Here is a 14,587-nt window from a genome sequence, read left to right as displayed (position 1 = left end):
ATCAATATCGATCGTGGATAAAATACAGCACCTTTTGCAATTCGGTTTTCAGGTCATTTGCTGAGATCTGATAATTATTCATCAGGCAGGAAAAATGAAGAATTTTCCCGCTTTTGGTGATCAGATAGCCGCTCAGGGCATTGGACATACTTAAGGTGCCCGTTTTGGCATAGATGTAAGGAGGCTGTCCCTCATCTGCCGGGTACCAACTGCGGATGGTTCCGGATTCCCCACCCGCCGGGAAGTAAGCTTTGATTTTTTCCAGTGGGACTTCCGCTCTGATTTTGCTCAGAAGGGCGATAATTGACCTTGGAGTGAACATATTCCGGGAGGAAAGACCAGAGCCATCGTACCACATGGGCTCATCAAGAAGGTCACTGAGCAGGTTTTCTTTCGCATAATCGATGGCTTCCCGCGTACTCAGGCGATTATTGAGCTGATCGGAAACCAAAAGCATCAGCTGCTCTGCGAGGAAGTTGTCGCTGATTTTCATCATCTGGGCATAGATGCTGTCAGCAGGTGCGGTTTGGAGCTTTTTGGGATCTTGGGAAAGGTATTTTTCCCCGAATATCAGATTGACTTTTTTGCCTGTTTTTTCTGTCAATAGCTCTGCGGCAAATTCTGCTGAAGTAATGAATGGGATGTCCCGCTCGAAGTTTTTGCTGGATGCTGGAGTGAAATAGCTGTAGTCGTTTTTGAACCGATCTCTTTGAAAAGTAAGGGAGGAGGGTGGCCCAGGTTTAGGACTTAGTTTTTGCTCAAAGTAGACTGGATAAGTATCGAAACCCGACTGAGTTGAATCCTTTGAAAAGCGCACCACATTGCCGTAAATCGGAAAAGCGGATCGCTCGGTGGCATAGTAGGCATTGTACCAATCCCAGGACCAACCCGGTCCAAAGGCATCCACCTCGTCGAAATTGTCCACCAAAAAGAGCTGCTTGTCTGATTTCCTCAAAAAATCAATGACTGTGCTGTCCCTGAAATCCGGATGGAGTAGGCTAGGGTCACCTGTACCCCAAAAGATGAGCGAATCCCCTTTTTCCAAATAGTTCAATCCATTGATCCTGCCATCCCCTAAAACGGAATAGGAAGCATAAAAGGTGAACAGCTTGGTATTGGAAGCAGGGATGAAATACTTATCCTCATTGATGGCGACTAAAGGCTTGTCTTTTGCCGGATCCACCAGCATAAAGCCCAAATGGCCTTTCTGGAAAACAGGCGATTTAGTGAGTGACTTGTTGATTTTTTGTACCGTACAGGAGCTCGCAAGGACAAGTAGTGCTAGTAGAATTCTTTTCATAGGTTTAAAATAAAAAAAGTCTCCTGCTTTTAGACAGGAGACTTCATGAATGGTAAGATTACTTATTGATTCCACCAAATTCGGTCAAGTAAAGTCACCGAAGGCACATTGTTGCCATTTCTACTGACTTCACTGTCCGGATAGGCGAGTCTACGGATGTAGTTTCCATTGAGATTCGGATTTAGGTTTTCAGGCAAAGTCATGTCCTTGTATCCATAGTCAAATCTTCGGGCATCATTCCAAGTCTCCGGATGTAGGAACATAGCCACCCATTTTTCCTTCATGATTATATCCAGGGTCATGGCTCCCGCACCAACACTTACACTTTCGTCAGCTAAGTAGGCAGTTTTGGCCTCATCCGATACGCCGAGCATATCCATGTGTGCTTCGATTCCGGCGAGATAGGCTGCATAGGCTCTTGCTGGATCGGTAGGTAATGCAGCTTCCGCCTCGATAAACTTCAACTCGGCATAGGTTGCAATCAAAAGCGGGGAGGTGGTAGAGGTATAAAACTGTCCAGGAATTAAGGTAGATCTGGCACCTTGCTCAGGGGCATCTCCTCGTCCTTCTCCATTCACTGTTCCTACAAACTCCCCATCATCGGTGGTACCAATCATCAAAGGAAGCCTGGGGTCCACAGTAGGATAGCTCGTTCCATCCAATGCCTGTACAAACTGCTCCGAAATCCAACCGCCCAAAAGCAGGTTTTCATTATTGATAGCCACTTGGGCCCAAGGGTTGAAGCGCTGCTCGAAGAAAACCACTGCGGCATCGTCTTCATTGGACTGAAAGCCATTAGCTACCGCGGTCAATACTTCATTTGCGTTGTAGGTAGGCGTTCCTTTGGTATGCATTAGGAAGCGCGCTTTGAGCGTGTGACCAAATTTGATCCAATTGGCCACATTTCCTCCATAGATGAAGTCATCTCCACCCATGGAGATGGAAGTTTCCCCCTGAAGATTGGCAATTCCCTCATCCAAAAGCTGAAGAATCCGCTGATAGAGTTCTTGATCGTCATCGTAGGCAGGAGTGACTGTCTCGAAGTTGAAGCTTTGGGAGAAAGGTACATCCCCAAAGATGTCCACTGTCATGCCCAGATTGAGTGCCATCAGAATCTGTCCGGCACCCAGGTAATGATTTGCGCCTGACTCCTCAGCTTTGCGGATAATTTCATTGATATCCGTCATGACATTATACAAGCTAAACCAAGTGCCGCTGAAATCCAATGGGTCCATCACGTCCGCTCCGCTAGCCGGGTTGGGCGAAGCAAGGTACTGCACATAGAAACTGCTCGTGCTCGCGATCCGCTGTACATTGAGCGAGGTTTCATAAGTACTGTTAGTCAAAAGACCTGAAATCGGTGCGTCCTCAGGGTTATTTGGATTTTCATTGACATCCAAAAAGGACTCACAGGCTGAGGAGGAAAGTAGAACTACTGCCCCCAAAACGATATATAATTTGTTTTTTAAGTTCATCTGTCTTGAAGTTTAAAAGTTTACAATCCCAAATTCAACGTCACGAAGTAACTCTGTACTCCAGGGAAGCCTAGGCCAGTAAAGCCCACGGCATTTCCTCCGGCTCCTGCAGAGAAGGATTCCGGATCAAATCCATCCCATGGCGTAGATAGGATGATATTGTTTGCTGCAAGGGAAATTCTTGCCGTACGGAAAGGGGTCCTTTCCAACACATTGGGCTGAAGATTGTAAGCCAAGGTGATATTCCGAAGCTTGATAAAGCTGGCGTCGCCTACAAAGTTTTCAGATACACCTCGATAGTGATTTCTCCAATAACCTGCGCCGTAGTTTACTCCATCAGGGCCTATTCCTTGGCCCAGCCATACTTCTTTTGCATTTTGGGACCCATCAGCCAAAACACCGGGGAATACGACGATGTCGTTTCTGCGTTCAGAATCCTCCTGCTTTCCGAAGGCGGAAAGGAAATTGGAAAACTGGTTGTACTGCTCCAGACCGGATCGGAAATCAATCAGGAAGGAGAGCTCCAGTCCCTTGTAGCTGAAGTCATTTCTAAGTCCCCCAAAGAATTTTGGAACTGCATTACCCAGAATCAATTGGGATCCATTTCTTACCGGGAATCCGTTGGCCCCAATCAGCTGGGGAAGATTTCTGTCCAAGGTTTCGGTCCCCTCGGGAGCACCGGGACGGACATAGCTACTTCCGTAGATATTGCCATAGGCCTGACCTTCTTTCAGGATCATGGTCACTGTACTTCCCACATAGCCAAACTGAGAACCCACCACAATCTGGTCGATCCCTTCACGGATTGAGACAATTTCGTTGGTGTTGGTGGTCAAATTAGCAGAAACATTCCATCGGAAATCTCCTCGCTCGATAGGAGTGGCTCCAATTACAAACTCCCAGCCTCGGTTTTCTATCTCTCCGGCATTGGTGATGTAAGATGAAAATCCTGTGGCGTCTGAAATAGGTACAGGAATGATCTGGTCCTCGGAGTTGGTCTTGTAGTAGGTTACATCCAAGTTTGCCCGATTGTTAAAAAAGGCCAACTGGGCTCCAAATTCAATGGAGGTAGTCAACTCAGGGCGAAGATTGGGATCTCCGAAAACGGAGTTTCTTGAAAATCCAACTTGACCATTCAGTGGGAAGACTGCCGGAGAAACAAACGTTGCCCCGAGGATATGCGGATTGGTATCCTTACCTACCTGTGCCCAAGAAGCTCTCAGCTTTCCAAAAGTCACCCAGGATGGAAGATCAAAGTTTTCGCTGAACACATAGCCCAGATTGACAGATGGATAGAAGAAGGAGTTGTTATTGACCGGCAGGGTGGAGGAGATGTCATTTCTTCCGGTGATGTTCAGGAAGAGAAAGTTTTTGTAATCGACCATCAAGTCTCCATAGAAGCCAACCAATCGACGGATGCTTTGACCCTGAGAGGCGAAAATCTGTGTGGTATTGTTTAGGTTGTAAAATTCAGGAATCACAAAGTTTTCCCCTCTTGCAGTCACCCGGTCAAATTTTCTTTCGAAAACATCATTTCCCAATCTCAGCGTGGTATTCCAGTCGCTGTTCCATTGCTTTTTGAGCGTGATGTAGAAGTTGGAGGTGAGGTCTCGGCTGTTGATTCTGTTTTCTTCAATGAACCCTGTCGAGCTCAAGGCCACTTCCCCGTCGATGCCTTTTGGACCTGGGGTGATTTCTGTCCGGGAATCGGAATAGCTATCCATTCCCAAACGATAGGAGAAGGTAAGCCAGTCGGTAGGACTGTAGTTTAGATTGATATTGCCGATGATTCGGTTGACATTATCTTCGAAGGTGGCAAACCGGGCGTCGTAGATCGGATTGGTATTGCCATAGGTCTTCATGGTTCCGTCTTCGTTGATGTAGTCTCTTACATCGGTGGTCTCTGACCAGTACATCATCCGCTCCAGGAATCGGTCATGAGGCACACGATTTCCTCCGGAGTTGATGTAATTCATCGAGCCGGAAAAGTTGAATTTCTCGCTCACCTTGATGTTTCCTGAAAGCTTGGCACTCGTTCTGTCCCAAGTAGAGAAAGGAATAATTCCATTTTGGTCTAGGCGACCCAATGAGCCGTAAAAAGTGGCCTTTTCATTTCCTCCAGACACACTGATTGAGTTGTCAAATTGGATACCTGTATCAAAAGCCCGGTCCCAGTTGTTTTGATAGACATAGGTAGGATCATTTTCCTCAGCAATATTAGCGCCCCAAGAAGGCCAAAAACTACTATCGTCCCTTACTCCACTGAAGCCTTGCCCATATTCATCCTGTAGCCTTGGTTTTTTCACCAATTGATCAAAGCCCAAGGACGAACTAAAGTCTACCCGGACTTGACCCTCTTTTCCTTTTTTGGTAGTGATAATGACTGCGCCGTTTGCTGCACGCACTCCGTAAAGAGCCGTAGCTGCAGCACCTTTCAGTACAGACATGGACTCAATGTCATTTGGATTGATATCAGCGATCCGGTTGGACATACCTCGGGGAGTACCTCCCGATTCGATGGTAGAGTTATCTACGGGTACCCCATCCACTACGAAAAGAGGTTGGTTGTCTGCAGAAGGGTCCAATGAGTTGATACCTCGGATGATGATTCGAGCAGATTGGCCTGGAGCACCACCGGAATTGGTTACTTGCACACCGGCTACTTGGCCTTGCAATGCGTTGACGACGTTGGGTTGCCGGGTTTTGGTGATTTGATCTGCATCAATGCTTTGAGCTGCATACCCCAGAGATTTTTTCTCTTGGGAAATACCAAAGGCTGTCACAATTACTTCATCCAGCTGGGAAGCTTCCACACGCATACCAACATTGAGGGTTGAAGAATTGCCCGCTGGAATCCGCTGGGTTTGAAATCCTATAAAGGAAAAAACCAATACCGCTTGAGCATTGGGTACGGAAATCGTGTAGTTTCCGTCAATGTCGGTGACAGTTCCGTTCGTGGTTCCGTCTACTACGATGCTTACTCCAGGCAGGGGTAGGCCGTCTTCCTGGGTAGTAACTTTTCCCGAAATGCTTTGTTGGGCCTGGGCGAAACTCCAAGCCGATAAGCTGAACAGGAAAAGCAGCATGAACTGGTAAATTTTTTTCATGTGCATAGATTTTGGGGATTGAATTAAACTAAATTTTAATAGTTGTGCTTAGCTAGTTTAAGTTATTTTTTGAATTTATATTTTGAATAATACTGTTTTAATTAAATAAAATTTAAAAATCTCACGAAGACTGGAGATTAATTTTGGTTTTGGTCCTAATCCTTTTTGGCTGGACTTAGGAAAATTGGATTGTTGTTTGGTGAAAATTCAGGCTAAAGACAAGTCTGTGCGAGATTGCAGGCCTATACAAAGGGAGTTGCTTTTTGAAGGATTCTATTTCCTTTTCCCTTTGAAGACCTTGGGTTGGTTGATGACAAAAAAGAAACAAAAGAACGTGATAGTGAGCTTTTTACTGCTGATTTCAGCTTTGGTTTCTGATGAAAAGTGCACTATCTACACTAGATAAAGGAAATAAACTTGTATTTCCCAATCCTGAATTTATGAAAGTCAGCAGCTATTTGGTTCAAAAAATCAATAAAATTTCACAAAAAAATGATATTCGGTTGAAAATCAATTGCTTTTTGAAGCAATTACCGATTTTCCTTTTTTAAATTTAAAAGGATCTGTGTTAGGGAGAAGCCCTTTTTCTCCGGGAACTTCCCTGATTCTTCCAGTTTTTAAATGGATTGGTCTTCTGCCTCATTTACCTTCGGAGGGTCAAAAAAAAACTGTCAGGAGAAAACTACCTGACAGCTTTTTTTCTAAAGAATCCTGAGTCCTTATTTGAGGATGGTTTCAGTTAGGGTTTCAGTCTTCTTTCCATCGACTATCACGACTTCTTTTTTCACTTCTTTTTTGAAGATTTCCGCATCAACCACAGCAGTGTGTGCTTTTTCGGATATATGAGGAGCGATGACCAAGGCTACGATCGACATCAGTTTGATTAGAATATTCATGGAAGGACCGGAAGTATCTTTGAATGGGTCTCCCACTGTGTCACCTGTAACAGAAGCTTTGTGAGGTTCGGATTTTTTGTAGTACATCTCTCCGTTGATTTCTACTCCTTTTTCGAAGGACTTCTTGGCATTATCCCAAGCACCTCCAGCGTTGGACTGGAACATGCCCATCAATACACCGGATACAGTCACACCGGCAAGCATACCGCCAAGTACTTCAGGTCCAAAGGCAAAACCCACGATCAAAGGAGAAATCAATGCGATAGCCCCTGGTAGGATCATTTCACGGATTGAGGCTTTGGTGGAGATTTCCACGCACTTCTCATACTCGGGTTTAGCCTTGTACTCCATGATGCCTGGGATCTCTCTGAATTGTCTTCTTACTTCATTCACCATATCCATGGCAGCACGTCCAACGGCAGCTATAGCCAAGGAAGAGAAGATGAAAGGAATCATCCCTCCGACAAAAAGACCCGCTAATACGTCTGCTTTGTAGATATCGATCGCATCGATGCCGGCGATACCTACGAAGGCTGCAAACAAGGCCAAGGAGGTCAAAGCCGCCGAAGCAATCGCAAATCCTTTGCCTGTAGCTGCTGTAGTATTACCCACCGCATCGAGAATGTCTGTTCTGCCACGAACTTCCTCTGGAAGCTGGCTCATTTCTGCAATACCTCCAGCATTATCGGCAATAGGTCCAAAGGCATCGATGGCCAATTGCATCGCAGTGGTTGCCATCATGCCTGCCGCTGCTATAGCTACACCATAAAGTCCTGCAAATTCATAAGCTCCATAAATTCCCCCTGCCAAAACCAAAATAGGAAGGACAGTAGATTCCATACCTACAGAAAGACCACCGATGATATTTGTTGCATGTCCGGTAGCTGATTGCTTAATGATTGACAGCACTGGGCGTTTTCCCATCGCAGTATAGTATTCGGTGATGATAGACATCAAGGTACCTACCACCAAACCCAGGATGATTGCATAAAAAACATCCATATTGGTAAACTCATATCCTCTGATAGATAAGGTCTCAGGAAGCATATGCTTTACTATAAAAAATGAGGCAATTCCGGTGAATACGATAGAGGACCAGTTGCCCATATTCAAAGCTTTCTGTACATCGCCCTGATCGTCTTTGATTGTCACGAAGGCCATACCCATGATCGAGAAAATTATCCCTAGGCCTGCCAAAACCATTGGCAGAAGGATAGGAGCTATACCTCCAAAATTATCCAGAGAGACAATTTCGCGGCCTAGCACCATGGTAGCCAAAATGGTGGCTACGTACGAACCAAAAAGATCAGCGCCCATACCGGCTACGTCCCCTACGTTGTCCCCCACATTGTCCGCGATGGTGGCTGGATTCCTTACATCATCTTCGGGGATCCCGGCCTCAACCTTACCCACCAAGTCTGCCCCTACGTCAGCTGCTTTGGTATAAATACCTCCGCCCACACGGGCGAAAAGGGCGATAGACTCAGCTCCCAGTGAAAAGCCCGCTAGGACTTCCAGCGCTTTTTCCATTTCTAGGCCGTTCACATCGGCACCGCTGGAAAGGACATAGACTTGATAAAACACAATAAATAAGGCGCCCAAACCAAGAACTGCCAATCCTGCTACTCCCAATCCCATTACAGAACCACCCGTGAAGGAAACCTTCAGTGCCTGCTTTAGGCTGGTTCGGGCGGCCTGTGTAGTCCTTACGTTGGCTTTGGTTGCGATATTCATGCCGATATATCCTGCGAAAGCGGAAAAAACGGCACCTATTACAAAAGAGAGCGCAATCACCGGACTTGATGTCTCCACGAGAGTTCCTGACCAAGCCAACAAAATCCCGGCAATCACTACGAAGTAGAAGAGGATTTTCCATTCGGCTTTCAAAAAGGCCATGGCCCCTTTGGCAATGTGACCGGACAGTTCTACCATGTTGGCGTCTCCGGTTGCCTGCTTGCTCACCCAAGCGGACTTGACCGCCATGACCAGCAAACCAACCAGTCCCAGCGCAGGGACTACATAAATCAGCGCTTGTTCCATATATGTTATTTTGATTTGGGTTTTTGTAAATAATTGGGCAAAGATAGAATTTATCCCATACCCGCCAAGACCGATTTAAAAAGGTTGGAAATCAGCCTGTAAATTGAAAATGGAGCTCGGGGAGGCTATCCATTTTACTAATTAATCAGGGCTGGTATGGGAAAAAGAGCAAATTGGCTTTTTCCTTGAACCCCTCATTGCTGACATAAAGATTGCCCTCAGGATCAAAAGTGAGTCCTTCCGGTTGTTTGAAAAGTAATGAATTCAGCTTAAAAACCTGCTTGGGATTAAATTCTTGGTCTAAAATCATCAACCACTTTCCTGCAGAAGAAATGATGAACACTTCTCCAGTCAAAGGATGAACGGCCCCGGCCGAGGGCCTTGCTAAGAGCCCTTTGGGAATTTTTTTTCCATCAGGAAGGTTTTCAGGACGAGTGCTAAATCTACGTTCCGTAGGATCTTTTTCCGTTTCGCCCAAAAGCGGGTCCAGCTGAAATATTGAAGCTTGCTGTTTTTTGTCCCACTCACAGGATTTGCAGATGAGCATAATGGGCCTTTTCCCAGGAAATGAAAGAAGTGTCTCGAAATCTCTAGTTCCTTTTTTCTTGAACTTCACTTGCCCTGTTTCACTGGAATCAGACATCGGGTTTTTGATCCAAAATACGTCACCGTCGCTTCTGAGAATCCATACTGTATCTCCTCTTACCAACAGGTCTTCGTAGTCCCCTTTTTTTCCAAATTCCATTTCTTCCAGAATTTCTCCCGATTGAGGGTGAATTCGATAAAGCCTTCCGTTTTCGTCTTCAATGCCAAGGATATCCCCCTTATACCATGCAATTCCTGATATTTCCAGCAGTTTTCTTGGAAGTAGGATTTTTTTCATGGTATTCAAGTCGTATCCTTTCGGAAAGTTTTCATCCTTGATTTTTTGAGACGGAGTTGTTTGACAGGAAATCAATTCCAAAAGAACTAGTACCAAAAAAAAATGAACTGCTGTCTTCATGCTAGTCTAGTTGAAGTTTGAGAGGTAGGATGATCCTAAATTTCGTATTTTGGGGATTTAAACTCCTCCGCAGGGCCTTCAGTCCCCGTACTTGAAGGACCAATGTCTCCTTCCTGTGCAGCAGGATTTCAATCCATTTGGTTGACGGGAAAGCAGTCATTCTTATCGAATTTCCTGTGGGTGACCCCTAATAATCCCTGAAACAGGATTAGCTAAGGCTGTGTCAAATTTCCCAAGACATTCAATTGGTTACACGATTCCTTAGGCCATTGGGTTAGGCATAAGCTTATTGGCTTTGGTTTTCCTATCAAGATGGGTAAAGTTATCAATTTGATTTCCATCTGTTATTTTTACCGGAAGTCAAAATTCAAATGGTATGACTGCAGAGGAATTTAAAAACTTAAGTAAGCCAGACCCCTGCTTTTCTCCAGAATTGAAAGCACTATGGCTGGATTATTCCGGAGATTGGGCTGGGGCCCATGAGGTGATAGACCCTCTTCCCGGAAGAAGTGCGGCAAGGGTTCATGCCTACTTGCACCGGAAGGAAGGGGATCTCTGGAATGCCGATTATTGGTATGGAAAGGCAGGAGAAAAACGGCCAAATTTGGCTCTTCCGGAGGAATGGGAGACCTTACTAATTCGGTTTTTGAAGGATAGTTAAGTCGTTTTTTGTCATGCTCCGGGGTGTCTTCCGGCAACGATCTTCAAACATGTTTATGCTCAAATAGTTGATCACGTATGATCTGGGTTGGCTTATTGGGTATTATGATATGGACATTTGTCGGACAGGATTCCTTGACTCCTCGGGATTTTGTAGGTAAAAATCGATTATTGATAGTAGTCGACGCGGGTAGAGGGGAAGAGGATTGGTTTTCAAAGGAATTGAAATCTGACTTGGGAGAGAGAAAACTGATGGTCTTTGTATATTCCAAAGGGAATCTTATTCAAACAAATTGTACCCAACTGGTCGATCCAAATTCATTTATTCAACAAGTAGGGCAAAAACAGGCAGGGGGTAAGGCCTCAAATTGGGTGCTTATCGGTCTGGACGGGGGAAAGAAATATTGGGGAGTAGGATGGCCTTTGACAAAGAATATTTTTAATCAAATTGATTCCATGCCTATGCGCCAATCAGAAATCAGAAGAAAAGGTAAGGGAGGGTGAAAGTTGAAAAATGATCAAAAAAGTGTTGAAAAATACCCAATATTGGGTATGTTTTTGTAGTTTCTGAACCGGTATTTTTGAGGCCTATTGACCTTAATGATATCCATGAAATTCTTTTATCTCTCATCAATTCAGAATGCGGACGGGAACCACGAAATTCACGAGAAGGAATGTCCGAATATTCCTGATTTAATCGACCGGGATTATTTAGGTCCCTACAATCATGGAAATGAGGCGCTAAGAAAGGCGTTGGAGATCAATTCCAAATCGGTGTGTTGTCCGGTTTGCTGTACACTCTCCAAAGAGCCGGTTATATTTTCGAAAAAGCGGAATTTGGATGGCCATGGTGAATAAAAATTCCTGAATACGAGCTTGTTGGTCTTTAACTCAATCAAAAGAATAATAAAATCTGGCAATCCTGTAGAAATCGATTAATTTCGCATGCGAATCAGGTTATGGCGCATCCCGATAGCCATGGGGACGGTTAGCGAATTCTGACAGAAGTCAGGACGGTCGCCGGTTCAAATCCTGGAAGAAGATTTGTAATAATTTAATTGAAATTATTCGGGGTGTGGCGCAGTCCGGTTAGCGTACACGTCTGGGGGGCGTGTGGTCGCAGGTTCAAATCCTGTCACCCCGACGAACACGGAGTTCAAATTTGAATAAAACCTTGTAAATCAATGATTTACAAGGTTTTTTCATTTTAAGGAAAGTTCAAAAAAAGCCAAAAAAGGGCATATCTCTGGTGAACTATTCGGTGAACTCGAAGAAATCAAAAAAAAGAGTTCACCAGATGTGCTTTAAATTAATGAAATTCATTAACTTAGGTTCTTGTATTTTAAGTAAAATAGATATCATAGATTGGCTGATTTTTGTCTTTTTTTGATTCATTCTCTTAATCTTGGTGATTTCTTCAATTTGGAATAAGTTCTTGAAAATCAGAAGTTCAAAGTTCTTCATTGAATTTGCCTGAGTTGGGTTTCAATACTGAATAATTTTTACCGCCATGTGAAACCTTAACCAAAAAAAGATGAAACCAATGAAAACTCTTGGAATTCAGTTCGTTGGACGTTCCAAAAACGCAAAAGAAAAAGTTTATAGCCTCTATGCCCGTGTTACTGTCGATGGAAGGCGCACTGAGATTAGCTTGAAAAAGAAGATACTAAAAACCTATTGGAATCAAGCTAGAGGGGTGGCAAAAGGCAATCTGCCAGAAGCATTAAGCCTAAATCAATTCCTGGAGGAACTTAGGTCATTGATTGTGTCCAAATACCATGAACTCATGCTTAATGGTGAGCATTTTGATGTTGAAAACCTGAAAGATTTGGTCTTGGGGAAAGAGGATGAGGGATTTTCCTTAATGAAGCTGGTGGACTATCATGAACAAGTTATGGGGCCTGTTCTGAAGCAAGGGACAATGAAGAATTACTATACCACCAAAAAATATATCCAAACCTTTTTGAGGGATTCACAAAGGAAAGAGGATGTGCTTTTAAATAAGATCGATTATGCCTTTTTGTTGAATTTTGAGAATTATTTAAGAGCTCATAAGCCTACCGATCACCAAAGACCACTTACTCAAAATGGTATTATGAAGCATATGGAAAGGTTTAAAAAAATCCTTAACCTAGGATCAAAGATGGATCTTTTGGAAAAGAATCCCTTTGACAAATACCAATTCAAATTTAATCGGCACGATAGAGATTATCTAAATGAAGAGGAATTAAATCGATTGGAGACTAAGAATATAAAGAATCCAAGAATTGAATTGGTTAGGGATTTATTTGTTTTTGCGTGTTATACTGGGCTCTCCTATATAGATATGGCTTCTTTAAGAAAAGAACATCTTATAAATGGACCTTCAGGCAACCTATGGATAAAAACACAAAGGAATAAAACCCATACCCCTGTTAAAATACCATTGCTTCCGAAAGCATTACAAGTGCTTGAGAAATATAATGAAGACCCCAGAGCGGAGGTTAAGGGATTGCTTCTTCCGGTTATTAGCAACCAAAGGCTAAACACCTACCTAAAGGAAATTGCCGATATCTGTGAAATTGAGAAAAACTTAAGTTTTCATGTGGCAAGACATACTTTTGCCACCACAGTTACTCTTCAGAATGGAGTTCCTATAGAAACAGTAAGTAAAATGCTAGGGCATAATAAAATTACAACAACTCAAATATATGCTCGGGTAATGGAGGTTAAGTTAAACGAGGATATGGAAAACTTAAAAAAAAGGCTCCGTTCAAAGTCAAAGCCCTAAAACTGAAATGGCAGCTCTTTCCAAAGTACAGACAGGATTGGAGGTGCTTGCTTTTCATTTGAAATATTATTTTAGTTTTGACTTTTAGCCTAAAATATATCAAGTGCTTAAATTTTAATTGTCTGTTTAATAGGGGCTTTTAATTATTCATTATTTAAAGTAGCCCTAAAGTTAGGTACTATTTTTTTGATACCTTCCTTCTCTTTCCCTCATCCTGCCTTCTTCGGGAAAAAGAAGGGAGGACAAACCGATCAGTAAAAGCCTTTTCCTTCCCCTCGCTCCGGCTATTGCCGACAGCTGTGGACGGAAAAGGCTTTTTGATTTTTGGAAGGTGTTGGATGTACATTTTCTCGAATTCTGATTTTAAAAAACGGGATGTCGTGACCTGAATTCCGGAGTAAGCTAGCTCAGAATTTTCGGAGCGGCCAAGAGCTTCCGGCATAAAGCTCTCCCGCAAATTCCCGCGCTGGTTTATTCCTTTTCCTCTTGGCCTTGCTCCATTCTGAGCTGGTGGTCCTCCATAATTCATGTTCAACAAAATCAAGGAAATTATGGAAGCGTTAAAAGAAAAATTCGAATTGGGAACAGTTGCTGAAATTACCATCGGATACAGCAGTAAGGTTAGAGCCAGCCTTAGGCCGAAGGTAACCTGTTCGCGTCAGGTTTATCAGGTGCTGTTGGAGTTTTGGAATAAGGATCGTATTGAATTGGTAGAGGATTTTCATTTGATGTTGCTGAGCCGGGCCAACCGGGTATTGGGTATCTGCACTATCAGTAGTGGTGGAACTTCAGGGACCGTTGTGGATGCCAAGATGGTGTTTGCAACTGCATTGAAGGCAAATGCTTCATCCATGATTGTAGCTCATAATCATCCATCTGGAAACTTGGGTCCTTCAGAACAGGATAGAAGGTTGACTCAAAGGTTGACCGAGATAGGAAGGGCCTTGGATCTACCTGTTTTGGATCATGTAATCGTTACGCTGGAAGGATATTATTCCTTTGCGGACGAAGGGGAGCTATAGTGATCCCTTTTTTTATTCAACTGATAAACCGTTTAATTTTTCAGAACCTGGGTTTCCGGATGCCTTTTGAAGATTTATTGGATTTACTGTTTAGGATTTCCTTCAAGGCTTTCATTTCTTCGCTGACTTTATTGTCTAGGATTAGCCGTGTTCAACTTATAAGTGCAACACCTAATTTTTGTTTGAGTTTTTGTATTGGACTAAGGTAATTAAACTTTCTAACGGGTCTGTTATTGATTTTAGCTTCGATTGCTTGTATTTGTTCTGTTGAGATTTCAATGAGGTCAGTTTTTTTAGGTAAGAAAGCTCTAATC

Annotated in this window: 9 protein-coding genes, 1 tRNA gene and 1 pseudogene; 5 read left to right on the top strand and 6 right to left on the bottom strand. The window is 43.6% G+C overall.

Annotated elements, in window-relative coordinates; genetic code table 11:
• Position 1: 1 nt before the first annotated feature.
• The 5 genes from AAA943_RS21300 to AAA943_RS21280 all read right to left on the bottom strand — a co-directional run bounded on the left by AAA943_RS21300 (position 2) and on the right by AAA943_RS21280 (position 9,701).
• Positions 2–1,300, bottom strand: a complete 1,299-nt coding sequence (locus AAA943_RS21300; RefSeq protein ID WP_338226420.1) for a D-alanyl-D-alanine carboxypeptidase/D-alanyl-D-alanine-endopeptidase — start codon at positions 1,298–1,300, stop codon at positions 2–4.
• Positions 1,301–1,362: 62 nt separating this feature from the next.
• Positions 1,363–2,775 carry a SusD/RagB family nutrient-binding outer membrane lipoprotein gene (locus AAA943_RS21295; protein WP_338226419.1) on the bottom strand — a complete coding sequence of 471 codons (1,413 nt, stop codon included), beginning with the start codon at positions 2,773–2,775 and terminating at the stop codon, positions 1,363–1,365.
• 20 nt (positions 2,776–2,795) lie between these two features.
• Entirely contained in the window at positions 2,796–5,882 is a 3,087-nt protein-coding gene (locus tag AAA943_RS21290) for a SusC/RagA family TonB-linked outer membrane protein (RefSeq protein ID WP_338226418.1), read from the bottom strand.
• 719 nt (positions 5,883–6,601) lie between these two features.
• The gene (locus tag AAA943_RS21285; RefSeq protein ID WP_338226417.1) at positions 6,602–8,818 is read right to left on the bottom strand and encodes a sodium-translocating pyrophosphatase; all 2,217 of its coding nucleotides are present in this window, start codon (positions 8,816–8,818) and stop codon (positions 6,602–6,604) included.
• 145 nt (positions 8,819–8,963) lie between these two features.
• Positions 8,964–9,701: an SdiA-regulated domain-containing protein gene (locus AAA943_RS21280; protein WP_338226416.1), complete on the bottom strand. Its 738-nt coding sequence runs from the start codon at positions 9,699–9,701 to the stop codon at positions 8,964–8,966.
• A 496-nt stretch (positions 9,702–10,197) separates the two neighbouring features.
• Here AAA943_RS21280 and AAA943_RS21275 point away from each other — a divergent pair, with 496 nt between their 5' ends.
• The 5 genes from AAA943_RS21275 to AAA943_RS21255 all read left to right on the top strand — a co-directional run bounded on the left by AAA943_RS21275 (position 10,198) and on the right by AAA943_RS21255 (position 14,273).
• Positions 10,198–10,482 carry a hypothetical protein gene (locus AAA943_RS21275; RefSeq protein WP_338226415.1) on the top strand — a complete coding sequence of 95 codons (285 nt, stop codon included), beginning with the start codon at positions 10,198–10,200 and terminating at the stop codon, positions 10,480–10,482.
• Between the two features lie 104 nt (positions 10,483–10,586).
• A complete protein-coding gene (locus tag AAA943_RS21270) occupies positions 10,587–10,985 on the top strand; it encodes a DUF4174 domain-containing protein (protein WP_338226414.1) in 399 nt (132 codons plus the stop codon).
• 565 nt (positions 10,986–11,550) lie between these two features.
• Positions 11,551–11,625, top strand: a tRNA-Pro gene (locus tag AAA943_RS21265).
• Between the two features lie 390 nt (positions 11,626–12,015).
• Complete coding sequence (locus tag AAA943_RS21260; protein ID WP_338226413.1) at positions 12,016–13,251, top strand: site-specific integrase; 1,236 nt, start codon at positions 12,016–12,018, stop codon at positions 13,249–13,251.
• Positions 13,252–13,802: 551 nt separating this feature from the next.
• On the top strand, positions 13,803–14,273 hold the full coding sequence (locus AAA943_RS21255) for a JAB domain-containing protein (protein ID WP_338226411.1): 471 nt from the start codon (positions 13,803–13,805) through the stop codon (positions 14,271–14,273).
• Positions 14,274–14,424: 151 nt separating this feature from the next.
• Here the strand turns inward: AAA943_RS21255 and AAA943_RS21960 are convergent.
• Positions 14,425–14,587 (bottom strand): annotated as a pseudogene (locus AAA943_RS21960) (IS30 family transposase); the annotation flags it as partial.

It is taken from the genome of Algoriphagus confluentis, from assembly GCF_036245625.1.
In the GTDB taxonomy this organism is placed as follows: domain Bacteria; phylum Bacteroidota; class Bacteroidia; order Cytophagales; family Cyclobacteriaceae; genus Algoriphagus; species Algoriphagus confluentis.
Note: the sequence above shows the minus strand (reverse complement) of the source record. Positions and strands in the feature narration are given on the sequence as shown.

What these genes read in the sequence shown, in the direction of transcription:
- AAA943_RS21290 (WP_338226418.1), bottom strand. Translation starts at nt 5,882, where the DNA reads ATGAAAAAAATTTACCAGTTCATGCTGCTTTTCCTGTTCAGCTTATCG.
- AAA943_RS21285 (WP_338226417.1), bottom strand. Translation starts at nt 8,818, where the DNA reads ATGGAACAAGCGCTGATTTATGTAGTCCCTGCGCTGGGACTGGTTGGT.
- AAA943_RS21295 (WP_338226419.1), bottom strand. Translation starts at nt 2,775, where the DNA reads ATGAACTTAAAAAACAAATTATATATCGTTTTGGGGGCAGTAGTTCTA.
- AAA943_RS21260 (WP_338226413.1), top strand. Translation starts at nt 12,016, where the DNA reads ATGAAACCAATGAAAACTCTTGGAATTCAGTTCGTTGGACGTTCCAAA.
- AAA943_RS21300 (WP_338226420.1), bottom strand. Translation starts at nt 1,300, where the DNA reads ATGAAAAGAATTCTACTAGCACTACTTGTCCTTGCGAGCTCCTGTACG.
- AAA943_RS21275 (WP_338226415.1), top strand. Translation starts at nt 10,198, where the DNA reads ATGACTGCAGAGGAATTTAAAAACTTAAGTAAGCCAGACCCCTGCTTT.
- AAA943_RS21270 (WP_338226414.1), top strand. Translation starts at nt 10,587, where the DNA reads ATGATATGGACATTTGTCGGACAGGATTCCTTGACTCCTCGGGATTTT.
- AAA943_RS21280 (WP_338226416.1), bottom strand. Translation starts at nt 9,701, where the DNA reads ATGAAAAAAATCCTACTTCCAAGAAAACTGCTGGAAATATCAGGAATT.
- AAA943_RS21255 (WP_338226411.1), top strand. Translation starts at nt 13,803, where the DNA reads ATGGAAGCGTTAAAAGAAAAATTCGAATTGGGAACAGTTGCTGAAATT.